This is a genomic window from Dulcicalothrix desertica PCC 7102 (genome assembly GCF_003991905.1).
Lineage (GTDB): Bacteria > Cyanobacteriota > Cyanobacteriia > Cyanobacteriales > Nostocaceae > Dulcicalothrix > Dulcicalothrix desertica.
The window spans coordinates 104,915-127,179 of the sequence record NZ_RSCL01000010.1; the positions used below are offsets into that span (position 1 = coordinate 104,915).

Consider the following 22,265-nt stretch of genomic DNA (forward strand, 5'->3'; position numbering starts at 1 on the left):
GTTAAGTTTTGTTAGAAGAATAGTCCTTTTATGCCTTCGCTGCCAATTTGGACTGCTAGGGCGGCTAGTAAGAAGCCTAGAAGTTGGGTGATAATGACTTCACCTTCGGCGCCTATCCATTTGTCGATGTTGTTGGCGAGTCTTAATATTAGCCAGGTAACAAACATTGCTGCTATAATACCGACAATTACACTGACGTGTGGACTTGGTGATTCCGCCATTAGTAACATGACGGTTGTCAGTGTTCCGGGGCCTGCTAGTAAGGGCAAAGCTAGGGGGGTAATGGCGATATCGCGCTCTTGCTCTACTACTGGTGTATCTAAATCACCTTGAAGCATTTGCAGAGCAATTAACAGCAGCAGTAATCCTCCTGCTACCCGTAGTGAGGCGAAGCTAATATCTAAGTAACTTAGTATAAATTTTCCACCGAATGCAAAAAGCAGTAAGACCATTATTGCTACTGCAACAGCTTTATTAATAACTTTGCTTCTTTGTTCTGCTTCCATCCCTTTGGTCAGTACCAGGAGTATGGGGATGTTACCTACAGCATCAGCAAGCACAAAAACAGCAACAAAAGTTTTAATTAAAATTGACGTATCCACAAATTTACCGATATTATCAGGACTTTATAACAAAACTAACGCAATTTTGACCACTATAAATGCAATATTGCTTATTAATTAGTGCTTTTTTGAGTGATGATAGTAGTTTGATAACTTGCGCTCCGCGTTATTTGACTGTTGTTAATCGAATCTATGAAGTCTTATTTAGCCGCTGCTATTCAAATGACCAGTATCCCTGATGTCCAATCAAATTTGGCTACTGCTGAGGAATTTATTGATTTAGCTGTAAATCAAGGCGCCCAGTTGGTGGGTTTGCCTGAAAATTTCGCGTTTATGGGTGAAGAAAGTGATAAGCTCTCCCAGAGCGATAATATTGCACTCGAAACTGAGAAGTTCCTCAAAACGATGGCGCAACGCTATCAAATAGCTATCCTTGGCGGCGGCTTTCCTGTCCCTACCGACTCCGGCAAAGTTTACAACACAGCTTTGCTTATTGACTCCAGCGGGCAAGAACTAAGTCGTTACCGTAAAGTTCATCTTTTTGATGTAAACGTTCCTGACGGTAATACATATCGTGAGTCCAGTACAGTAATGGCAGGTACCGAACTACCCCAAGTTTGTTCCACAGAGAAACTTGGTTGTATTGGGCTTTCGGTTTGTTACGACGTTCGTTTTCCTGAACTTTACCGCTACCTGTCGCACCAAGGAGCAGATATTTTGTTTGTACCTGCTGCATTTACAGCGTTTACAGGAAAAGACCATTGGCAAGTTTTGCTGCAAGCGCGAGCTATTGAAAACACTTGTTATGTTATTGCCCCTGCCCAAACTGGCATTAACTACGCACGGCGCCAAACGCATGGACATGCAATGATTATAGACCCGTGGGGAAGCATTTTAGCAGATGCAGGCGAAAAACCTGGTGTCGCCATCGCTGAAATTAACCCCTCTCGACTCGAACAAGTGCGGCGCCAAATGCCCAGTCTTCAACATCGAGTCTTTGTTTAAAAGTAGAAAGTGCTGAGTGCTGAGTGCTGAGTAAGGTTAGGAGTTAGGAGTTAGGAGTTAGGAGTTAGGAGTTAGGAGTTAAAGAAGATATTAGATTGTCATTCTGAGCGCAGCGAAGAATCTTAAAAGTTTCGATAAGTTATATAGATGCTTCACTACGTTCAGCATGACAAGGAACTTATAACTCATAACTCATAACTCAACACTCAACACTCAGCACTCAGCACTCAGCACTCAACACTCAACACTCAGCACTCAGCCCTCAACTATCCATCAAATAACTACTAATAAAAAATCCTTTAAGAAAACTGGAAAATTTTGTGCCGTTCTCAATCTTTTTATTCACAATAGAAGCATCTAAACCAAATTGATTGTAGAAGGTACCACCAATTGAGGACTCGAATTATAGTCTTTTCTCTAATTGTAACTCAGTGTTTACTTGCAGGCTGTAATCTCCGAAACCCACCTCAACGGCGAACACCGCAAGACGACCCTTTCTCTACACAAGAACCGTTTGCAACCCCAACGAGGAGCGACGCTGAACGGAATAGAGATAGTAATACTGAACGCGGAATAGGAGATACTGAACGCAATAGAGACGGAACTAATGAACGCGATAGAAATGATACTGAACGCGACAGAGATGGTATCAATGAACGCGATAGAAATGATAGGGAACGTGACAGAGAAAACAACAATACGGAAAGAAACAGAGGAGGAGAAAATTCAAGACGAAGAAGAATTCATTGTAATGGTTTTGTTAATCAAATAGGAGTATGCCAAACAGATGAAACGAACATACAGGCACCCCTTGTAAATAAAACGTAGGTTGGGTGGAGGCTTTGCGTAACCCAACTACAATCTTATAATTTATAATATTGTAGTGTTACGCACCAAACCCACATTTCGTAACACTTAAGCTCTTCTTACATTTATCATCGTTACCTCTTAACAGTAAAATTTTAGGGTATTAATGCCATCTTTATAAATCAGAGTAATTACGATTACAAAATCGCAAATCTCTGGAAAGGAAGTATGACGTTAATTCCTAAAAAAAATAAACTATTTATTACCGCCTACTGTATAACGGTAATATTTCTGTTATTTCCGAATTTATGTGTTGCTGAATCTGCAAAAGTTACTTCAAATACATGCAACACTAATCTCGGTCTCCAACCAATTGCTCGCTTAGTATCTACACCCAAAATGCCTACTGTGCTTAACGAATCAAATTCTTTGATTCAAAATTTATTTAAAATTATAGCTAGTAGTGTACCTTTACATACAGTCACTATTGAAAAACCATTGCGTCTTTATACTCAAATTTGGAAGCAAGCAGTCTCTCCTTTTTTCAACTTCGATTTTGATTTCAATAGTCCCGTTCAAAAAACAGAAATAACTATCGATAATGTTTCATTAATTCTTATCTCTGGTGGTAAACCAATAACTATCCACGCGGATAGTCGGTATCAAGTGCCAGAAATTTTAGCGAAAAGTGGAACAAACGCTGTTGCCGCAGTAGATGGAACTTTCTTCTCACTAAAATACTTAACTTCTAATGTAATGATTGGGCCAGTTTTAAGCCAGGTGAATAACCAATTTATTCCTGGTAACAACAGCGAAAACAAAAAACTTACGGGACGACCTTTAGTATTAATTAGTCCTCGTAAAGCTCGCTATATTGAATTTGACCCAGACAAGCATAATACTCTCGCTGGTATCCAAGCTGAAATGGCAGATGTTACTGATGCTTTTGTTGCAGGCGCCTTTTTGCTCAAAAACGGTCAACCAAGCGTTGCGAGTAGCTTTAAAAATCTTTATGGTGCGGATGTTGCACGTCACAGAGCATTTTGGGGCATAAGTAAAACAGGAGTTCCAACAATTGGTGTTTCTACAAAACCTGTTGATTCTGCTAATTTAGCAATTATGCTCGCCAAAGCAGCATTACAAAATGCTGTAATGCTAGACTCTGGCGCCAGTACTTCTTTAGCAATGGAAGGAAAATCGTTAGTTGGTTATATTCCTCGTCCAGTACCTCACGTCGTCGCATTAATACCAACAGCAGGAGTTAAAACAGAATGTAGTTGAACTACTGCCCCAATTACCACAATAGCAGGCGCCTCGAACTTACTTTTTTCCACTTGCTCAACAATAGTTTCGAGTACACCTATTAACTCTTCTTGATTAGAACGTGTTCCCCAACGAACTAAACCAATAGGTGTTTCTTTACTCAAACCTGCCCCTACTAATTCGTCAACTATATAAGCTAAATTGTGAATGCCCATATAAATCACTATTGTCTCAGAACCGTGGGCTATCGCTTGCCAATTTACAGCAGGACGATATTTACCTGCGGCTTCGTGACCTGTGACAAACGTTACTGATGAACTATATAATCTGTGAGTCAAAGGAATACCCGCGTAAGCAGGCGCCGCTATGCCTGATGTAATACCGGGCACAACTTCTACGGACACTCCCGCATTTATCAACTCTTCCATTTCCTCGCCACCACGTCCAAAAATAAACGGGTCGCCACCTTTTAACCGCACAACAATAGCATTGGACTGCGCTTTCTCAATCATTAACTGCGTAGTTTCTTCTTGTAACAGCGAATGCCTACCTTTGCGCTTTCCTGCATCAATTTTCTCTGCTTGCGGGTTAATCATTGCGAGAATTTCCGGACTCACCAAGGCATCATAAATTACCACATCCGCGCATTCAAGCAACGTTTTCCCTTTGAGCGTAAATAATCCAGGGTCGCCAGGACCCGCACCAACAAGATATACTTTTCCTACAAATTCGTTCTTTTTAATCTCGGTGCAATTCATTTATGCAAATAATCCCAAATTAAATCAGCAAATTCTTCGTTGACTCCCAGTGGCTGCGCTAATTTTAAACTCACCCCAGGAAATTGTAATTCTAGCTTTTCTATCGTAGTTTCGATAGCGTCAGTTATGCCACCCGCGAATAAAAAGTATGGGATAACCGCAATTTCTCTATAACCAGAAGAAGCAAATTCTTTTACTCGTGACTCTAACTTTGGCTGTACTGCCCAATATGCTGTAGTTAAACCTAAATTTGCCGCTAGCGTTTCGGTATGATGTTCAAAACCCGGCCGACGACTGCCATGTGCCAATAATATATACTTTTGCGCCCGAATACTATTCTTTTGTAAGCGAACTAAGTCAACCAAACCACCATGACAACCTATATAAGGTTGTAAATCAATTACGACATTATCGCCTAAAATTCTTTGTGCAGCTTCAACTTCTGTAGGAATATCCTCCATAACATGGACTCCCGCAAGAAGGAACAAAGGTAAAATTTTGAGGTGCAGTGATTGTTCGGTTGAGCGTGACAGAATATTTTGAGCAAACTCTACTATTTGCAAATGCAGTGGTTGAGGTTGTAACTCTAAATAAGCTGTACCAACTGTCTCATATTTAGTCTCACATTGAGGAGGCGCCGCAACACCACCAGCGTACTTACTGTAACTAATCTTGTCTTGTTGACTTTCGATTTTCTGGAAACGTGACTGTACAGAGAAAGCAAGATGCGACATTGCAATTTCTGGACGTGGGTCATGACTTCCGTGAGAAACTAGCAGGTACGCAGATAACATTGGCATTCAGTTATGTTACAAAAGTTAATTATAACTTATACTATCGCAACATTATGAAACTAATCTTATACAGCAAACCTGGTTGCCATCTTTGTGAAGGGTTACAAGAAAAACTCGAACAAATAGCCACAACACCAGATTTAAATTCGGATATCAACCTGCAAATCGAACTTCGTGACATTACAACGCACGATGATTGGTATCAAGCATATGAATACGAAGTTCCTGTGCTTTTTGTCGCGCAAGATACAGAAAATAATGGCAATGCTGTCGAACGAATGATATCTCGCCCATCTCCGCGCGCTACCGTCAAACAACTAGCGCAAATGCTGCAAAAGTACTTATAACAAAGAAACCGGGTTTCTATGCAAAATTTTTGTTTTTATTACAAGCTATCTATAAAGAAACCCGGTTTCTAAAAAAAAGTATCTATAGGTATTTGTATAAAAAGAAAAATGGTGCAAAATAAGCGGAGTTAGAATGGAATTGTTATATGAAACTGCGTGAACTATTAGCATCTGTAAAAGATATAGTGCAATTGGCCGAGCATCCATCAATGGATATGGAGATAAACGGTTTAACAACCAACTCCCATGCTACGAGTCAGGGTGATGTATTTATAGGTATGCCAGGTACCCGCGTTGATGGTGGTGAATTTTGGGAAAGTGCAATCGGCGCCGGAGCAATTGCTGCGGTAATATCTGAACAAGCAGCCGAAAAAGTACCTCCTTCAGGGCAAGAAAGTGCTTGTGTGATAGTTGCTTCTGACATGACCAAAGTTTGTGCAAAATTAGCCGCAGCTTTTTATGGTTATCCTGGACACGCGATGAAGCTTGTAGGAGTAACAGGTACTAACGGTAAAACCACAACTAGCCATTTAATCGAATATTTTTTAGAACGTGCAGACAAAGCAGTAGCTTTAATGGGAACTCTTTACACTCGTTGGAAAGGGTTTAACGAAACTGCCGTACACACCACACCTTTTGCTGTCGAACTCCAAAAACAACTCGCAGCAGCAGTAAATGCGGGAAATGAATATGGAGTAATGGAAGTAAGTTCCCACGCTTTGGCTCAAGGAAGAGTTTCGGGATGTCAGTTTGAAGTTGCCGTATTTAGTAACTTAACCCAAGACCATTTAGACTACCACAAGGACATGGAAGATTATTTTTCCGCAAAAGCCTTGTTGTTTACTCCAGAATATCTTGGTGGCAGAGCCATTATTAATATAGATGACGCTTATGGAAAACGTTTAGTTGAAGCTTTAGGTAAAGACAAAACTTGGAGTTACAGCGTTAATAACTCCGGCGCCGATTTATGGATGAGTGATTTAAGCTACGAGCCAAATGGTGTAAGCGGCACAATGCACACCCCAATGGGAGACGTAGCATTCCGTTCACCTCTTGTCGGTCAATACAACCTCGAAAATCTACTATCAGCAGTAGGAGCAGTTTTACACCTCGGTATCGAGCTAGAAGTAATTGCAGGCGCCATTACCGACTTTCCTGGTGTACCTGGAAGAATGGAACGAGTACAAGTAGAAACAGTGCAAGATATCAGCGTCATAGTAGACTATGCCCATACTCCCGACAGCTTAGAAAACTTATTAAAAGCATCGCGTCCATTTATACCAGGCAAAATGATTTGCGTATTTGGCTGTGGTGGAGATAGAGACAGAACCAAACGTCCCAAAATGGGTAAAATAGCCGCAGAACTTGCTGATATAGCAGTTGTAACTTCAGACAACCCACGTACAGAAGACCCCGAAAAAATCTTACAAGATATTTTGGCAGGTATTCCCGAAACAGTTAAACCACTTGTATTAAGCGACCGTGCGACAGCTATCCGCACAGCAATTTTACAAGCACAACCAGGTGATGGAATATTACTTGCAGGTAAAGGACACGAAGATTACCAAATTCTTGGAACCGAAAAAATTCACTTTGACGACCGAGAACACGCACGCGAAGCTTTAGCTGAAAGAGCGAAAGGTAAATAGGCAACGGATGTAACGGATGTAACGGATGGTTTTTTCATTTATCCGTTACATCTGTTGTATCCGTTGCAAAAATAATTTTGTTACAAATGGACACATCCAGGTGACAATGTAAGGCAGTATTATTTATTGCTTTATACTGACTTCTTAATAGCTTGGTTTTGCTTTACCCATGAACGTATCTCTGACTCAAGACTTTTCTATATATAAATTGGCAGCAGGCGCCGAAAATGCTCCCAATACTTTTGCCGTTACCCCTTCCGCGCTGCTTGCTACCTTGCGCGCGCAAATTGATTTGTTAATTGAACAACAAATACCAGCGACTTTATGGGTAAAGCTACCAAAAGGCAATATTTGGCACTCCGAGCTTCAACGCTATGAAAAACGCGCATTACCAGGAGCAACTATTTACACATATCATTTAACTGGTAATAAGGAGATTAAAGCGACATCTAAAGATACCCTTTCTCAGTCTTCGTCGCATTCACCTATATATTTAAACTCGAATCAGTTGCAGCGTGAGTATTTTTGGATTGTTGAGTCTCCCAAATTTTGCAGCTTGGTTGTAGCGTTACGTCCTTCTAGAAGTCGCATCAAAAGAACCGGCGCCAATAAGTCAAAACCCCTTTTAGTTGCTATTACTTCTTATGAACATGGCATTATACAGCAAGTAACAGCATCTTTGCCATTAAAAGCTGAAGCTGATAACTCTATAAACAATACAGAACCAGCATTACTGAGTAACTTAATAGTAAAGCAAATGCGGCGCCAGGAAGAAATAAGCGTCACTCGTAGTAAAAAGCGGCTTGAGACATTAAAGCAACGAAATCAAAATTTGTATACTACGCTACAGCAAAAAGACGATTATTTAATTCAAGTTTGTCAGGAGTTGCGGACACCAGTAACTCATATGAAAACAGCTTTATCGTTGTTTAACTCACCTTCACTCAAAACATTACAGCGACAACGGTATCAGCAAATGCTGAATAACCAGTGTGACCGTCAAACGGTGCTTATTAGTGGTGTTTTAGAATTAGTGGAATTAGAAAGAAGCTTACAATCTGCCAATTTTGAGACAGTGCGTCTTTCGGATATTATTCCTGGTGTTGTTAGCACTTATCAACCGCTAGCTAACGAAAAAGGTATCATGCTGGCATATACAGTACCAACAGAGTTACCACCGGTATCATTCATTGTTGGTGGACTTAGACAAATAATGATTAATCTACTTGCAAATAGTATTACATTTACACCCGAAGGAGGACAAGTTTGGGTGAAAGCGCGTACTTCTGGAGAATACGTTTACCTAGAAATTCGTGATACTGGTATAGGTATCGCTGAAAGTGAACTACCCAAAATATTCAACCGTTTTTACAGTCATCGTCCACCCAGCATTGAAGAACCAGGAGGCGCCGGACTTGGGCTAAGTGTGGTTCAATATTACCTAGAAAAATCTGGCGGTAATATCTCAGTCAAAAGTAAATTAACAGAAGGCACTACCTTTACCGTTCAACTTACAGCAACCCCAGAAAAGCATTAATTTTTAGATTGAGTAAGTGTTTCAACCTCAGAAAAGAGTCTATCAAAATCGATAGGCTTACTAATATATCCATCTATGTTCTTATCAAAATCATCACAATCAGATACATTATCCCAAGCCGTCAGCAGTAAAATAGGAATAAAAGGTAAATTGTTGTTGCGTCGAATGCGTTTAGCAACTTCCAACCCGTTTATTCCAGGCATCATCATATCCATTAAAATTAACCCTGGAGGCGAAGATTCAATAATATCCAACGCTTCGTAACCATCTTCCGCTATCTTAACCTCGTAACCCTCAGTTTCCAAAAGCGTTTGCAACATCATGCAGTTGTCTAAAATATCATCGACTACCAAAACGCTTCGGCTCAAATTGTCTAGTTTTTTTCCAGTGATATACATATATTTAGCTGATAATTCATATATTATTGATTTATATGCTTATTCTCCCAACTTCAACTAAAACCGTCCTCTTACTTTAGACATGTCTAGAGGTAATATATTTAGAGCTTTCTTGTGGAACGGGCATCCTTGCCCGTTCTGTGTAAAATGGGCGGGCAAGGATGCCCACCCCACAAGATTGTTAATTTGATTTTTGAAATATACTGCAAACGGGTAAAATACAGACTTCTGTCATGCTGAGGTACGAATGTCATGCTGAGGAACGAAGCATCTGGGATGCTCCAATTGTTAAAATACAAAATGTTAAGTGTTTGAGTTAAATTGGTCTAGTCCCGATTGGTAAACTAAATCATTACGCTTCTTTAAATTTTTTATAATAACTTGTACCATTTATTGTTTGTATTAATTTGGCGAGAGTTATACCAGCCTGATATTAACTCTTTAAATATAGGTTTATAATCATTTACATAATATTAGTTAATCATTTTCACACCATGTTGTTTTAGGTTTAGCTTCAAACGATTAAAGTCAATCTTTGGTATGAAATAACCCTACATCTGAGACGTTATAATCAAAGCCACAGTTTTAATATTGGCTAAATAAAATGAATGCACTAGTACCAGTTGTTCAACACTCTGAAACTTCTGACAATACGCTGCGAATCTCTGAACTGCTGCAACGATTTTTAGACCAGCATCAAGGGGATGAAGTCCGCCTCCGAGACCTGCTGAACGAGATGGGAGATAGAGCGTTTGGTCCAACCCTGCTGATTTGCGCTTTGCCTGAAGCCCTCCCGCTTCCTATCGCTGGTATTTCTGCCCTTGTAGCCGTGCCCTTAATGCTGGTTTCCGGTCAGTTAGTGCTTGGATTTCAGCAGCCTTGGTTGCCTGACCAGTTGCTAGACCAGCCTTTCAAACGAGAACACTGTGAGCAGGTAATTAAGGGCGCCATCACTCTTCTCGAAAAGCTGGAATACTTTGTTCAACCCCGCTTGCCGTTTTTTACCAGCCCTGAAGCAGAACGCGGTGTCGGCGTAGTTTTGTTGTTCCTCAGCTTCATCATTGCCCTGCCTATTCCGTTTGGGAATATGCTGCCCGCAGTCGTCATCGTTCTCATCTGTCTTGGTTTGATTGAAAAAGACGGGCTAATCATTGCAGTCAGTGCGATGATCACCGGCATTAGTCCGGCACTTTTATTGTTGTTGCTCTAATTACCGTAACTTTGTCATGCTGAAGAACGAAGCATCTTTGATTTACATACAAACTCTTCATAAAATAAGTAAATTTACTGGCAACGGATAGAACGGATGTAACGGATGGGTTGTTCGCTTGGTTGTGGGGTGTGCTTGACAACGGATGAATTGTTTTTTGAATGTCACCCGTTGAAGTGTCTGCTGTTTAAGTTATTGCAAGCTTTTTTGCTATGAGCTTTGTCCTTGTTGTAATTGTTGACCAGTTTGGTGAGGTGTCCAGAGATAGGGTTGTATTTCTTGCTGCCAGTTGTCTAATGACTTTGGGGGTAGTATTCGCTTGTATTCTAAACGCTTCCTCCCAAAGTTTAGCAATAAACCTACTTTTGCGTGTGTAGCTGCTAAATAAGCAATTGTTTGTGCTATTTCCTTGTCTCCTAATGGATGAGAAAATGCTTTATCCTCAACAACTACACACTCATTGACCCAATGGTCAAGATACAATCTTCCTAACCATATTTGATCATCATAAATTTCAATATGATATTCTTCTTCTACAATTAACCCAGCTTCACACATCTCTTGAGTAAGCGCGCGCTGATAATGTATCTCCTTTAAACCACAAATCATCCTACGATGAACACGCATTGCGGCGCCGATAATAGCATAGGTAATATCTTGATGTGGGATATTAGTAAAAGTTTTTTCCATTTTTTATAATATCTTTATGCATTCTTAAAATACAACTATATAAACATTGACAAACCCTAGCATTTCCTAAATATATCAAATACAAAAAGTGCCAATTGCTTATAATCACTGCTTAGTACTAAAGTATTTTAAGTATTAGACAATGGCAATATATAAAAAATATTTTGTAACAAATCGAAAACGAATAAATCAAAGTAAATCTCACAGCCCCATCCGTTACATCCGTTACATCCGTTACATCCGTTACATCCGTTACATCCGTTGCCAATCACACCCCATAGTTGTACCTGATAAACCCATCCGTTACATCCGTTACATCCGTTGCCAATCCTTGACAAAACTTACCCTATTAAGGTAATATTCGCCCTATAATTCCAATAAAAGTGCCCATATTAAATTGATATTGTAAAGGAAATTGTTAAACTCTAATTACGGATAAATTAATAGGTAAAAAATATTTAATCGTACTTAGAAAAACTTCAAATTTAAACAATACACAAACACTTTCAAAATCATGATATTGGGGCTAACTTTGGACGATGCAACATCTCAATAACCATGCGAATCTGCCAAAATCCCAATTGCTCAAATCCATTTAACGCAGACGGTAATCGGTTTTGCACGACCTGCGGACATAGCAACTTTGGTGACTTGTTAAGAAACCGCTTTCGCGTTATCCGGTTGTTAGGTGAGGGTGGTTTTAGCAGGACATATTATGCTGAAGATGTTGATAGACTTGATGGTTCCTGTGTCGTCAAGCAATTTGTACCCCAAGTTCAGGGAACTGCCTCACGTGCAAAAGCTGCACAGTTATTTAAAGAGGAAGCGTTTAGATTATATGAACTAGGTGAAAATCATCCTTCTATACCTAGATTACTCGCTTACTTTGAACAAGGCGCCAGTTTGTACTTAGTGCAAGAATTTATTGAGGGAGATACTCTACATAAAGAGCTTCAAAACACTACATATACTGAAGCTAAAATTCGCCATGTTTTAATAGATATTCTACCTATACTTGATTTTGTCCATTCGCGCAACGTTATCCACCGAGATATTAAGCCCGAAAATATTATACGTCGTTATAGTGATAAAAAATTAGTGTTAATTGACTTTGGTGGCGCCAAACAAATCACTCAAACAAGTTTAGCTCGACAAGCAACAGTAATTTATACAGTAGGTTATGCATCAAGCGAGCAAATGGCAGGTTTTGCTTGTCATGCAAGTGACTTATATTCATTAGGTGTAACTTGTATACGTCTTTTAACACAATGCTTACCCTATCAAGATGCATATGGTAATATAACTGACCCTCTTTATGATGCAATTAATGCACATTGGAGATGGCGAGAATACGCAAAAACCAAAAATATCCAAGTCAGTGAACAGCTAGGATATATTCTTGATAAATTACTTAAACATGTAGTGCGAGAAAGATACCAAACAGCAGTAGAAGTACTACAAGATTTAAACAGTAATAACTTTAAAAGTTTGTTTGGAATGACCACTGTTCCTCAACTTGAGACAGCGCAAATACCCTCTCAAACAATATCAACTCCTCGCTCGAAATCAACCGAATCAAATTTATACCCAGAGTTCCACATTTTTGATTTTGATGTTGTTACATTAGATACACAAGGTCGAATAATTGAACGTACACGAGCAAACGCGCGTTTCTTTACCGAAGATTTAGGTAGTGGTGTTTTCTTAGAAATGGTGTCAATACCTGGTGGTAACTATATGATGGGTTCAATAGATGGTGAGGGTGATGCTGACGAGCGTCCCCAGCATAATGTTCAAGTCGAACCAATCTGCATCGGCAAATACCCAGTAACACAAGCGCAATGGCGTGCCGTCTCAAATCTACCTAAAATTAATCTATCACTAAACCCACATCCATCTAAATTCAAAGGCGCCAATCGTCCAGTAGAAAACGTATCTTGGCACGAAGCACAAGAATTTTGCGCGCGTTTGCATCAAAAAACCGGACGTAAATATCGTTTGCCAAGCGAAGCAGAATGGGAATATGCTTGTCGAGCAGGAACAACCACACCCTTCCACTTTGGAGACACGATTACCCCCGACCTAGCAAACTGTGGTAACAGTGAAACAAGAATGTTTGAATTTGAAACCAAAACCAAAATCCGTAAAGAAACAACTCCCGTCGGTAGCTTTGAAGTCGCAAACTCCTTTGGACTATACGACATGCACGGTCAAGTATGGGAATGGTGCGCTGACCCTTGGCACAATAATTATGTAGGGGCGCCGACCGATGGTAGTGTATGGGAATGGCAGGGAGACAAAAATCGTCGAGTATTGCGCGGAGGTTCATGGAGCTTTAGTCCCGTACTATGTCGTAGCGCTAGTCGCAGTTGGAACGAGTCAGACGGTGGTTTACGAATATGCGGTTTTCGAGTCGTAGTAAGCTTGTAATTTCAATGTTTTCTTGTGGGGTGGGCATCCTTGCCCGCCCTGAATATTGACGGTTCGGGATGCCCGTTCCACAAGAAGAGGGCTAATTTTTGTTTTAGGCTAGCCTATCAGAAACTACTCTTCATCTGGTAGCGTCTTAGAGAATAAAATATAGTGTGTGGTGTGGTGAAAAGCTCGAACCGTTCTAATTATTGGCAACTTCTACCGTATATACGTCCTCAATGGCGCCATATTGCCACGGGATTTATTGGTATTTTAGGTTATGTTCTCGCTACTTTAACTTTAATGCATCTGGTGCAGAAACTATCGGCGCCTTTTGGTAATGGTAACGTTGTTGCTATTGCTGAACTTGCTGGTATTTTGGGAGGTGTGTTTCTTGTACGCGGTTTCTTTCAGTCAGTGCAAGATATTTACATGGCAAAGGCGGCGCTGCGAGTATCTTTTAATCTACGTAAAAATGTATATGGGCACTTGCAGAAGCTTAATTTGAGCTATTTTGAGACTGCAAAAGCTGGTGATTTATCTTACCGCGTTACTGAGGATGTTGATAGAGTTGGCGAAGCGGTTCACAAGCTATTACATGATTTTATTCCCTGTGCGTTGCAGCTAGTAGCGATTCCCATATATATGGTGTATCTTAGCTGGCAATTAACATTGGCAACTTTATTAGTTGTACCAATTATGTTGGTGTTGATTGCTTGGTTTGGAGAAAGACTACAAAAATACTCGCGTCGTAGTCAAAACCAAGTATCAGATTTATCAGCGATTTTAACCGAAGTTTTTAATGGTATTAGAATAGTTCAAGCTTTTGCTGCGGAAGCATACGAAATTGCACGGTTTGGTAAGGAAGCAGAAGTTGCTATGCGCGCCAAGTATTCTACGGAGCGTTTGAAAGCTATTCAAGTACCAATTGTCGGATTTTTACAGGCTTTAAGTTTCTTATTGTTACTTTTCTTTGCAGCTTGGCAAATTTCTGCTGGTAATTTAACTACTGGAAAGTTTTTTAGCTTTCTAAGTGGCGCCGCATTATTAATAGACCCTGTAGGTCACACCACAACCAACTATAATTTATTCAAAGAAGCCGAAGCATCGGTAGATAGAGTATTTGAGTTAGTAGCTATTAAACCCGCAGTTGAAGAAAAACCCAATGCTGATATTCTCCCCACAGTTAGCGGTAAAGTTGAATATCGTCGCGTGTCTTTTGCTTATAAACCAAATGAACCTGTTTTAAATAATATTAGTTTATTAGCATATCCAGGTGAAGCAATTGCACTAGTTGGCGCCAGTGGCTCAGGTAAAACAACTTTTGTAAACTTGTTGCCGCGTTTCTATGACCCTCAAAGCGGTGATATATTTATCGATGGTGTCAATATTCGTGATGTGACATTAAATAGCTTGCGGCGCCAGATAGGTATAGTTCCCCAAGAAACTACAATGTTTTCTGGAACAATTGCTGAAAATATAGCTTTTGGACAAGAGACTTTTGATATGCAAGCTGTAGAGAATGCAGCTAAAATAGCCAATGCTCACCAATTTATCAGCCAAATGCCTGATGGTTATTATACTGTGGTTGGTGAGCGTGGTGTTAATTTATCAGGGGGACAAAGACAACGTATCGCTATCGCACGTGCAGTTCTCCTTGACCCACGTATTCTTATTCTCGATGAAGCCACATCCGCATTAGACTCAGAGTCAGAAGCTTTAGTACAAGAAGCACTCGAAAGATTAATGGAAGGGAGAACAGTATTTGTTATTGCCCACAGATTATCTACTGTGCGGAAAAGCGACAGAATATTAGTTCTAGAAAAAGGGCAAATTGTTGAATCTGGAACTCATGAAGAGTTATTAGATATTCAAGGACGCTACGCTAATTTATATACAAAACAATTTAGTGTATCAAGGTGAATTTAATCCTCCCAACTCTAGGGTCTGGGGGATTTTAATATTTACTGGGCAACAAAACCACCATCTATAGTTAACGTATGTCCAGTAATAAAAGATGATTGCTCTGAAAGTAGCCAAACAACAGAATTCGCAACTTCGTCAGGTGTACCAACACGTTTCATCGGATGCATGTTGTTTAGGTGTTCAATAAATTGTGGGTTAACTTCGCCTGCGCGCGTAACCATGTCTGTTTTAATTACACCTGGGCAAACTGCATTAATACGAATTTTTTGCGAAGCATATTCGACTGCTAAAGATTTGGTTAAACCGATGACAGCGTGTTTACTTGCACAGTAAATAGGTATTGTAGGACAGCCTATTAATCCTGCTGCTGATGCAATGTTAACAATTGCTCCTTTCCCATTTTCGAGCATGTAGGGAATCTGGTGTTTCATGCACAACCAAACTCCCTTGACATTTGTATTAATTACCTCGTCAAAAACTGTCTCTGTTTGCTCGCTTAAAGGAGTTGGTACTTGTTCAATACCTGCATTATTACAAGCAAAATCTAAGCGCCCATAATAAGCAACTGTTTTTTCTACTAATCTTTGTACATCCGCTTCTTTACTGACATCTGTTTGTACAAATATACCGTCTCCACCAGCTTCTTTAACTAGCTGAATTGTTTCTTCCCCCTCAGAAATACGACGACTTGCTGCCACTACTATGGCGCCTGTACTTGCTAAAGCTATTGCACAAGCTCTTCCAATTCCTGAACTGGCGCCTGTTACGATTGCAACTTTATCTTTTAAAAACATAATTTTAAAGAATTTGTAAAAATTTGACACTGTAGAGACGCGATATATCGCGTCTTTAGATCATTGATTATTTACACCTAATAAATTATTTATCAGTAAAAAGGCTACTAAAGCAATAGTTCTTTTGGTAGATACAATTATGAAATATTAATGGTATTGTCCATGCCAAGATAAATTTGAATATAGTTCTAGCCTTTGGACTCGCAGAAGTTACGAATTTTAATTGTTAAAGATGACTATACCTGCGTTTTTTGGCTGGCGCCTAACTAGAGCAACAGTCATGTTTTTGCCATAAGCTATTTATTTACTGCGTCCATTTTACCACGCGCGCATTTTATAGTCGCGGTTGCTGAGTGCTATTGAGATTATCATTTCCAATTAATTCAAAAAATTGCGAAATCTGTTTAGCCGAGCGAAAATGATAAACAGTTTTGATGCTTTGAGCTTGCTTGATATACTCACGATATTTTGGAGTCAAATGTTTATGACATAACCAAAGTACGCGGTAGCTGAGTAGTGAACTCTTTAATACTGGACTATTTTCAGGCCATCCTTCTGGTGGTTTAAAGTAACCTGTAATTAGTCGTTTTGTTACCCACCAGAAATGTACATATAGTGGAAAATCGACAAAAACTAGACTATCTGCCTCGTTCAGTTGTTGCCAGATGGTTTCCATGCAACCAAACCCGTCAATAATCCATCGGTCAGTAGCTAAAATTTGTTGATGGGCGCGCTTAAAGTCTTCTTGTGCAATCTCAGTGTCCCCTTCAGGATTTTTTATCTTGTCCAAGACGTAAAGTGGCAAACCAGTGATTTCTGATAACCTCTTGCTTAAAGTTGATTTTCCACCTCCAGCATTGCCAAACACCGCGACTTTTTTCATATAGTTACTTAAATTTCAAAATCTTAACGCATGGAAAGCCAGCAAAATATCTCTGTGTTCTCCGCGTCTCTGTGGTAAATGCTTCATGTCAATTAGTTTTTGTGCGTAAGACGAATAAACCACAAAGGTCACAAAGAAATCTATTAAGAAATCCATTATATCTAATGGCATAACCATAGTTTGCTTAGATAAAGTTACTATAGTGATAAATGCTCAATGAAATGTGGAGGTTTATAGATGAAACCTAATTTTCAAGAAATGAGCTTACTTGAAATCCGAATGTATGTTTTGGAACATCCAGATGATATGGAAGCTATTCGGTTTTTATTTCATCATCCTAGTTTGAAGTGGAAAACTATGCCTCGACTATTTAAAGAAGATGGCTCGCCTATAGAAGAAAATATTTTTATTGCAGAAGAAGAAATTCGGCGCCGTCTTTTTTAGGCAGTTAAAAAAATACATAACTTTTTCTTGTGGGGTAGGCCTGACTGCCTGCCCTGAATGTTGGACGGGCAAGGATGCCCGTTCCACAAGAGATAAGTGTAACAAACATTAAACTTTTTCTTTGGGTGGGGTAGCTACACCACGTTGGACGAGATTGGCTTCGAGTTCTTTAATAAATTTAAAGTCTTCTTCTACTAAGGGTTCATCTGCACATCCAAATGCTTGACTTGTGGAAGAATTTTGTTCGAGGAAGGCGAAGCTGTTGCGGAATTCGTGCGGTGTTGTTTGAATTGGTGAGTCAAAATGACAGGATATTATACGTGCGAAGTTCCATGTGGCTATTTTGTCTGCCCAGTCGAGTACTTGCTTCGGCGCCTGTGGTAAAATCAATGTTTGTAAAATGGGTGCGACAAATGGGCGCCCATAACCACGCAAAGCATTAAAAGATTCTTGCCAGTTGTCTTTCCACCGAAATGGAAAAAAACCGAAGTATGCTTTTCTAGATTTATCGGGTGCTTTTAAAGCATCGCGCAGTGACTCCCATGTTCCAGCTACTTGCAAAGCACTCGGACGGAAGTAAATTCCAAATAGTGCAATACGCTGCCATCCTTTGCGACGGTTTGCTGCGTTGTCTTCTATAACTTCAGTTGCATTATCTCGCGCGTGGAACAACAAAGCATATGGGTCTAGTTGAACTATTTCTGGTGGGTCTTCAGAAATAGATAATGCACAATCTGTTACAAGCAATGTGCGTGAGTTTTTATGAAACATTGCGACTTCGACGAAAGAACCACGTCCCAGGTTTATATCTAGCACCGTATAATCAAAATCGTCTTTAAAAGGCGCCATTTCTACATTAGTTGGTAGTTCCTGAGTTCTTTTTTGAGGAAACCCTAACCAACCAAGCGGTAAATTAAACGGAAAACTCCATTGGTGAGGGGCAACAAATACTTGTGCTGTAGGAAAACATCGTGCGAAGGGGCCGACAAATACTTTATGCTCTAAACCTGAACTGGTTGGTAATATTATGTATTTAACATCACCATGCTTCGCTACTATCTCATTAACCATACGGACGCATTCACGAGTTGGTGCCACAGGTGCATATACAAGAAGACCACCCGCTTTTAACTTTACAACCGTCATCCTAATTGGTGTAATCGTGTAAAGAATGCCATGAAGCTGGTCGAATGTCCAAATCGTATCTTTTATAACTTCGTTCTTTACAGTTCGGCGCCTGCCGTAAGGATAAAATGGTACGGCAAACCAAAATGGCCAAGACCAATCTTTAGAATCTTCGCTTTTAGATATTTGAGATTTTAAACTAAACTTATCTTGCCCTGTCATCATTGCCTTTGCTCAAACAACCACCTACTATCTATATTTCTATTTCTAGCAAAAGTTTATGGGTGGCTATCTTAATAAAGATTTACCAAAAAGCAGCCATATTAACCAAAGCGTGTAATGAATTACAACAATTGTCCAGAATACAGCCTGATATGAACTTTTACTGCTTTTGTGGTGTAGAGTTTGTTGAGCTATAAATCCTCCAAACCATCCACCTGTTAGTTCAAATAGATGTAAGGTATTTTCTGGAGTTCTCCATTTTCCTTTTTGGGCACGAGATTTATCGTCCGCGTACAGCCCGAAAGTCAATAAACTCATTACAGCATAAAGAATGAGTGGGAACACAATAGTAGTTGTTAATGCAAAATGGACTGCCCCAAATAACGGTATGCTAGATACTAAGATTGTTTTGAATACTGGGACTTTAGATAAAGACCTGGTTTTAAATGCACCTTTGCTATTAGAAGATACTGCGTTGGGTGTTCCACTCTCAATGTAAGCTTTGCTTGCACGAAGTTTTCCGCCTTTTTCTGGTACAACGTAATAGTAAATAGTATCACCTGCTACTGGGCGCCGATTTGTGTCTTTTAGTTCAGAGATGTGCAGAAAGACTTCTTTGCTACCGTCAGCAGGTTGTATAAATCCGAACCCTCGGTCATCTTTCCACCTTATCAGTTGTCCTTTTTGTAAACCGGGTTTCATGTACAAACCTTACGTGACGTATAATATCTCAAGCAACAAACTTCAATAACTGCCTAATTAGCAGCGTCAAATTGCCTAGCCACTTATTATACTCAAAAGTTTCTGAACAATACTTGAGATGCTACCCTGCGGGAAAACTGCGTTAACGTTCCTCAGCATGACAATAATGATTAATATAATACCTGAGATGCTACCCTGCGGGAAAACTGCGTTAACGTTCCTCAGCATGACAATAATGATTATCAATTTAATATATTACTTTTCTATTGGCGCCAGATAAAGTCAGCTATTTGCTTGTTACTGGGTAAGCTATCATCGTTTGGTGGACTTAATAATATTGAATGTTGAGTTATTTGTTTACCTTGCAGGCGCCGTTCTACACGACTAGGAATACCATAATCGTATACGATGTGTCCTTGTCCAGCTAAAACTACTACTTGATAATCGCGATTACTTTTTACGAAGTTGGCAATGCTTTCTGCCATTGTCTCATCCCATAGAACTTGGGCAAGAAAAAATCTTTCTGTACTTTTGCTATTTCCATGTCCCGCACTTTGATGCGCTTTAAATGCCGCTAAAACCATTTTGCGGTATTCTTCGGGAGAGGTGCGAATTTCTGAAAATGGTGGTATCTGCTTGCGTTCTTCGGGTGTTAAGCTTTCTAAACCTTGATGCGAAACTTTACGGGTAATTTCTGAGGGAGTGTTTGTTGCTATAACTGGTATTTTGTTCTCTTTCGCAAATCTAACTATGGGTGCGTATAATTCCCAGTTAAAACCCCAGCGTTGTTCATACTCTGTTTGCTTGACTAGCTCTGCTTCAGTTATCTTACCTGCTAGGTACTCATTGATAACGTTTTGGAAGGGACGCTGAAACATTTCCATTGCTATGGCAATTTTCTTGTTTCGTTTATGTAGTTCTTGAATAATTTTTAATTGGTTTTCATGGTCTTTAGCGCTATCGTGCGTTTCTCCTAGATATATTACGTTGGCTCGCGCAATTTGGGAAACTAGTTGAGTAACGCTGTTAACGCATTTACTTAGGGGAAAACGAGTTTCACAGGTTTTTGCATTTTCTTGTAAGGCGCCTGCTGGTAAAGTACAAAGTACAAAGCATCCTAGTGTTAGGGCAAATACTCGCGTTAAGTAGAGTGTAAAGTGCTGAGTGCTGAGTGCTGAGTGCTGAGTGGTAAGTGTGAAGCTTTTCTTCATTTTGTGCTACCGTTTAGAATAAGCATATAAGTAAATGCGCGCAATTTGCTACTTTAGTGCTAAAAGAAATTTGGTTTATAAAACTCAGCACTCAGCACTCAGCACTTTATACTTATGAAAGGACTTTGGTTAGAAAATCAACAGCTTGAACTACGTACTGATATACCAGTTCCTGAAGCTGCTTCAGAGGAAGCTTTGGTGAGGGTATGTAAAGCGGGTATATGTAACACTGACCTTGAATTGACGCGCGGTTATTATCCTTACAGTGGTATTTTGGGTCACGAGTTTGTGGGCGTCGTTGAGCAAGGACCCGATAATTTAATTAATAAAAGGGTTGTTGGCGAAATTAATGCTGCTTGTGGAAAGTGCCGTTATTGTCTCAAAGGAATTCCAACTCATTGTGAAAATCGCACGGTATTAGGTATTGTCAACCGTAACGGCGCCTTTGCTGATTATTTATCTTTACCTGTAGCAAATTTACATCTAGTTCCCGATAATGTTCCGACAGATGTGGCAACGTTTACTGAACCTGTTGCAGCAGCTTTGGAAATTCAGCAGCAAATCTCAATTTCTTCTGATGATAAAGTATTGGTTGTAGGGGATGGTAAATTAGGACAATTGGTTGCTCAAACACTAGCGCTTACTGGTTGCGATTTGTTGGCTATTGGGCGCCATGCCGATAAACTTGCTAATTTAGAAGCTAAAGGTATTAAAGTTGGCTATGCTGATGACGTACAAACACGTAGCTTTGATATTGCCGTTGAATGTACAGGTAATAGTGCAGGCTTTGATATCGCTCGTCGCGCTTTACGTCCGCGCGGAATATTAGTATTAAAAAGCACTTATGCAGGTAATCTTAGCTTAGATGCTTCTGCTTTGGTTGTTGATGAAATAACTCTAATTGGTTCACGTTGTGGTCCATTTGCACCAGCACTTGAACTGTTAGCAACAGAAAAAATAGATATTAAACCGCTCATTCATTCAATATTTCCTCTGGATGAAGGAATTACTGCATTTGAACAAGCGAAAACAAAGGGTGTTATGAAGGTTTTACTCGAAATTAGTAAAACATAGGATTTGTCTTGGGTTGATAATCCATACAACTAATCGCTTCTTCAGTGCTTGCGATAGAAGGATGAATAGTACATTTGAGTCGATAGTCAGCAGTAAAATATTGGCAACCAGTGCAGGGTATTTGATGCATCTGCTTTGCGGCCGATACACTATCACGTGCAGTTGTCCATAGACTCCATATCGCGAGTATTATAAAGCTCCAGGCGCCTACAAAGCAAATGGGGACGAGAAAAGGTTGAATGTGCCTAATTATGTTTAGAATTATTTGTAACACAGCAATATTTAGGTGAGTAGTTCTGAATACAAGCGCTTGACATACGTACTATGTAAACTGGATTATATATTTTTAACTTCCCACTAAAGAGAGATTGTCGTAATTTGTAATTTTTTAGAATTTATATACAAAAATATATACAAAAATGTAGAGACGTTACATGTAACGTCTCTACAC

23 protein-coding genes are annotated in these 22,265 nt (G+C 39.8%); 11 read left to right on the forward strand and 12 right to left on the reverse strand.

All coding sequences use genetic code 11. The annotated features are described in order from the left end of the window. Positions 1-11: 11 nt before the first annotated feature. Positions 12-602 carry a MarC family protein gene (locus DSM106972_RS21535; protein ID WP_127082639.1) on the reverse strand — a complete coding sequence of 197 codons (591 nt, stop codon included), beginning with the start codon at positions 600-602 and terminating at the stop codon, positions 12-14. 153 nt (positions 603-755) lie between these two features. On the opposite strand from DSM106972_RS21535, the gene DSM106972_RS21540 reads away from it, so the two are divergent. The 3 genes from DSM106972_RS21540 (at position 756) to DSM106972_RS21550 (ending at position 3,656) form a co-directional block, all read left to right on the forward strand. Further along, a complete protein-coding gene (locus DSM106972_RS21540) occupies positions 756-1,568 on the forward strand; it encodes a carbon-nitrogen hydrolase family protein (protein ID WP_127082640.1) in 813 nt (270 codons plus the stop codon). Between the two features lie 390 nt (positions 1,569-1,958). Then, entirely contained in the window at positions 1,959-2,396 is a 438-nt protein-coding gene (locus DSM106972_RS21545; RefSeq protein WP_127082641.1) for a hypothetical protein, read from the forward strand. A 207-nt stretch (positions 2,397-2,603) separates the two neighbouring features. Beyond that, positions 2,604-3,656, forward strand: a complete 1,053-nt coding sequence (locus DSM106972_RS21550; protein WP_127082642.1) for a phosphodiester glycosidase family protein — start codon at positions 2,604-2,606, stop codon at positions 3,654-3,656. Here DSM106972_RS21550 and cobA read toward each other — a convergent pair. Both cobA and DSM106972_RS21560 read right to left on the reverse strand, forming a co-directional pair. Continuing rightward, positions 3,605-4,396 (reverse strand): uroporphyrinogen-III C-methyltransferase, encoded by a 792-nt coding sequence (gene cobA, locus DSM106972_RS21555; RefSeq protein WP_127082643.1) that lies wholly within the window; start codon positions 4,394-4,396, stop codon positions 3,605-3,607. The two genes, DSM106972_RS21550 and cobA, sit on opposite strands and share 52 nt — an antisense overlap. Beyond that, entirely contained in the window at positions 4,393-5,190 is a 798-nt protein-coding gene (locus DSM106972_RS21560; RefSeq protein WP_127082824.1) for a sirohydrochlorin chelatase, read from the reverse strand. Before DSM106972_RS21560 ends, cobA begins: the two co-directional genes overlap by 4 nt. 53 nt (positions 5,191-5,243) lie before the next feature. Between DSM106972_RS21560 and DSM106972_RS21565 the strand changes: the two genes are divergently transcribed. The 3 genes from DSM106972_RS21565 to DSM106972_RS21575 all read left to right on the forward strand — a co-directional run bounded on the left by DSM106972_RS21565 (position 5,244) and on the right by DSM106972_RS21575 (position 8,723). Next, positions 5,244-5,537 (forward strand): glutaredoxin family protein, encoded by a 294-nt coding sequence (locus tag DSM106972_RS21565; RefSeq protein ID WP_127082644.1) that lies wholly within the window; start codon positions 5,244-5,246, stop codon positions 5,535-5,537. Between the two features lie 146 nt (positions 5,538-5,683). Beyond that, positions 5,684-7,186: a UDP-N-acetylmuramoyl-L-alanyl-D-glutamate--2,6-diaminopimelate ligase gene (locus DSM106972_RS21570; RefSeq protein WP_127082645.1), complete on the forward strand. Its 1,503-nt coding sequence runs from the start codon at positions 5,684-5,686 to the stop codon at positions 7,184-7,186. A 169-nt stretch (positions 7,187-7,355) separates the two neighbouring features. After that, positions 7,356-8,723, forward strand: coding sequence for a DICT sensory domain-containing protein (locus DSM106972_RS21575; protein WP_127082646.1), 1,368 nt, complete (start codon positions 7,356-7,358; stop codon positions 8,721-8,723). Here the strand turns inward: DSM106972_RS21575 and DSM106972_RS21580 are convergent. After that, positions 8,720-9,121 carry a response regulator gene (locus DSM106972_RS21580; RefSeq protein ID WP_127082647.1) on the reverse strand — a complete coding sequence of 134 codons (402 nt, stop codon included), beginning with the start codon at positions 9,119-9,121 and terminating at the stop codon, positions 8,720-8,722. The genes DSM106972_RS21575 and DSM106972_RS21580 overlap by 4 nt on opposite strands. A 604-nt stretch (positions 9,122-9,725) precedes the next feature. Between DSM106972_RS21580 and DSM106972_RS21585 the strand changes: the two genes are divergently transcribed. After that, the gene (locus DSM106972_RS21585) at positions 9,726-10,331 is read left to right on the forward strand and encodes an exopolysaccharide biosynthesis protein (protein ID WP_127082648.1); all 606 of its coding nucleotides are present in this window, start codon (positions 9,726-9,728) and stop codon (positions 10,329-10,331) included. Positions 10,332-10,541: 210 nt separating this feature from the next. Here the strand turns inward: DSM106972_RS21585 and DSM106972_RS21590 are convergent, their stop codons facing one another. After that, complete coding sequence (locus tag DSM106972_RS21590) at positions 10,542-11,021, reverse strand: GxxExxY protein (RefSeq protein ID WP_127082649.1); 480 nt, start codon at positions 11,019-11,021, stop codon at positions 10,542-10,544. Positions 11,022-11,149: 128 nt separating this feature from the next. Beyond that, complete coding sequence (locus DSM106972_RS53650) at positions 11,150-11,359, reverse strand: hypothetical protein (RefSeq protein ID WP_127082650.1); 210 nt, start codon at positions 11,357-11,359, stop codon at positions 11,150-11,152. Positions 11,360-11,579: 220 nt separating this feature from the next. Here DSM106972_RS53650 and DSM106972_RS21600 point away from each other — a divergent pair, with 220 nt between their 5' ends. Continuing rightward, entirely contained in the window at positions 11,580-13,451 is a 1,872-nt protein-coding gene (locus DSM106972_RS21600) for a bifunctional serine/threonine-protein kinase/formylglycine-generating enzyme family protein (protein ID WP_127082651.1), read from the forward strand. Between the two features lie 165 nt (positions 13,452-13,616). Further along, positions 13,617-15,356, forward strand: coding sequence for an ABC transporter ATP-binding protein (locus DSM106972_RS21605; protein WP_127082825.1), 1,740 nt, complete (start codon positions 13,617-13,619; stop codon positions 15,354-15,356). Between the two features lie 41 nt (positions 15,357-15,397). Here the strand turns inward: DSM106972_RS21605 and DSM106972_RS21610 are convergent, their stop codons facing one another. Beyond that, on the reverse strand, positions 15,398-16,153 hold the full coding sequence (locus DSM106972_RS21610; RefSeq protein ID WP_127082652.1) for an SDR family oxidoreductase: 756 nt from the start codon (positions 16,151-16,153) through the stop codon (positions 15,398-15,400). A gap of 334 nt (positions 16,154-16,487) precedes the next feature. Further along, entirely contained in the window at positions 16,488-17,036 is a 549-nt protein-coding gene (locus DSM106972_RS21615) for a P-loop NTPase family protein (RefSeq protein ID WP_127082653.1), read from the reverse strand. A 237-nt stretch (positions 17,037-17,273) separates the two neighbouring features. On the opposite strand from DSM106972_RS21615, the gene DSM106972_RS21620 reads away from it, so the two are divergent. Beyond that, complete coding sequence (locus tag DSM106972_RS21620; protein WP_127082654.1) at positions 17,274-17,480, forward strand: DUF6887 family protein; 207 nt, start codon at positions 17,274-17,276, stop codon at positions 17,478-17,480. 108 nt (positions 17,481-17,588) lie between these two features. On the opposite strand, the gene DSM106972_RS21625 is transcribed toward DSM106972_RS21620, so the two are convergent. The 3 genes from DSM106972_RS21625 to DSM106972_RS21635 form a co-directional block, all read right to left on the reverse strand. Continuing rightward, positions 17,589-18,827 (reverse strand): DUF4336 domain-containing protein, encoded by a 1,239-nt coding sequence (locus tag DSM106972_RS21625; RefSeq protein ID WP_127082826.1) that lies wholly within the window; start codon positions 18,825-18,827, stop codon positions 17,589-17,591. Positions 18,828-18,893: 66 nt separating this feature from the next. Beyond that, positions 18,894-19,529, reverse strand: coding sequence for a DUF1294 domain-containing protein (locus tag DSM106972_RS21630; RefSeq protein ID WP_127082655.1), 636 nt, complete (start codon positions 19,527-19,529; stop codon positions 18,894-18,896). 263 nt (positions 19,530-19,792) lie between these two features. Continuing rightward, complete coding sequence (locus tag DSM106972_RS21635) at positions 19,793-20,740, reverse strand: ChaN family lipoprotein (protein ID WP_127082656.1); 948 nt, start codon at positions 20,738-20,740, stop codon at positions 19,793-19,795. Positions 20,741-20,854: 114 nt separating this feature from the next. On the opposite strand from DSM106972_RS21635, the gene DSM106972_RS21640 reads away from it, so the two are divergent. Next, on the forward strand, positions 20,855-21,814 hold the full coding sequence (locus DSM106972_RS21640) for an MDR/zinc-dependent alcohol dehydrogenase-like family protein (RefSeq protein ID WP_127082657.1): 960 nt from the start codon (positions 20,855-20,857) through the stop codon (positions 21,812-21,814). On the opposite strand, the gene DSM106972_RS53655 is transcribed toward DSM106972_RS21640, so the two are convergent. Next, positions 21,801-22,088 (reverse strand): hypothetical protein, encoded by a 288-nt coding sequence (locus tag DSM106972_RS53655; RefSeq protein ID WP_127082658.1) that lies wholly within the window; start codon positions 22,086-22,088, stop codon positions 21,801-21,803. The two genes, DSM106972_RS21640 and DSM106972_RS53655, sit on opposite strands and share 14 nt — an antisense overlap. Between the last annotated feature and the right edge of the window lie 177 nt (positions 22,089-22,265).

What these genes read in the sequence shown, in the direction of transcription:
- DSM106972_RS21540 (WP_127082640.1), top strand. Translation starts at nt 756, where the DNA reads ATGAAGTCTTATTTAGCCGCTGCTATTCAAATGACCAGTATCCCTGAT.
- DSM106972_RS21550 (WP_127082642.1), top strand. Translation starts at nt 2,604, where the DNA reads ATGACGTTAATTCCTAAAAAAAATAAACTATTTATTACCGCCTACTGT.
- cobA (WP_127082643.1), bottom strand. Translation starts at nt 4,396, where the DNA reads ATGAATTGCACCGAGATTAAAAAGAACGAATTTGTAGGAAAAGTATAT.
- DSM106972_RS21560 (WP_127082824.1), bottom strand. Translation starts at nt 5,190, where the DNA reads ATGTTATCTGCGTACCTGCTAGTTTCTCACGGAAGTCATGACCCACGT.
- DSM106972_RS21565 (WP_127082644.1), top strand. Translation starts at nt 5,244, where the DNA reads ATGAAACTAATCTTATACAGCAAACCTGGTTGCCATCTTTGTGAAGGG.
- DSM106972_RS21570 (WP_127082645.1), top strand. Translation starts at nt 5,684, where the DNA reads ATGAAACTGCGTGAACTATTAGCATCTGTAAAAGATATAGTGCAATTG.
- DSM106972_RS21575 (WP_127082646.1), top strand. Translation starts at nt 7,356, where the DNA reads ATGAACGTATCTCTGACTCAAGACTTTTCTATATATAAATTGGCAGCA.
- DSM106972_RS21580 (WP_127082647.1), bottom strand. Translation starts at nt 9,121, where the DNA reads ATGTATATCACTGGAAAAAAACTAGACAATTTGAGCCGAAGCGTTTTG.
- DSM106972_RS21585 (WP_127082648.1), top strand. Translation starts at nt 9,726, where the DNA reads ATGAATGCACTAGTACCAGTTGTTCAACACTCTGAAACTTCTGACAAT.
- DSM106972_RS21590 (WP_127082649.1), bottom strand. Translation starts at nt 11,021, where the DNA reads ATGGAAAAAACTTTTACTAATATCCCACATCAAGATATTACCTATGCT.
- DSM106972_RS21600 (WP_127082651.1), top strand. Translation starts at nt 11,580, where the DNA reads ATGCGAATCTGCCAAAATCCCAATTGCTCAAATCCATTTAACGCAGAC.
- DSM106972_RS21610 (WP_127082652.1), bottom strand. Translation starts at nt 16,153, where the DNA reads ATGTTTTTAAAAGATAAAGTTGCAATCGTAACAGGCGCCAGTTCAGGA.
- DSM106972_RS21615 (WP_127082653.1), bottom strand. Translation starts at nt 17,036, where the DNA reads ATGAAAAAAGTCGCGGTGTTTGGCAATGCTGGAGGTGGAAAATCAACT.
- DSM106972_RS21620 (WP_127082654.1), top strand. Translation starts at nt 17,274, where the DNA reads ATGAAACCTAATTTTCAAGAAATGAGCTTACTTGAAATCCGAATGTAT.
- DSM106972_RS21625 (WP_127082826.1), bottom strand. Translation starts at nt 18,827, where the DNA reads ATGACAGGGCAAGATAAGTTTAGTTTAAAATCTCAAATATCTAAAAGC.
- DSM106972_RS21630 (WP_127082655.1), bottom strand. Translation starts at nt 19,529, where the DNA reads ATGAAACCCGGTTTACAAAAAGGACAACTGATAAGGTGGAAAGATGAC.
- DSM106972_RS21635 (WP_127082656.1), bottom strand. Translation starts at nt 20,740, where the DNA reads ATGAAGAAAAGCTTCACACTTACCACTCAGCACTCAGCACTCAGCACT.
- DSM106972_RS21640 (WP_127082657.1), top strand. Translation starts at nt 20,855, where the DNA reads ATGAAAGGACTTTGGTTAGAAAATCAACAGCTTGAACTACGTACTGAT.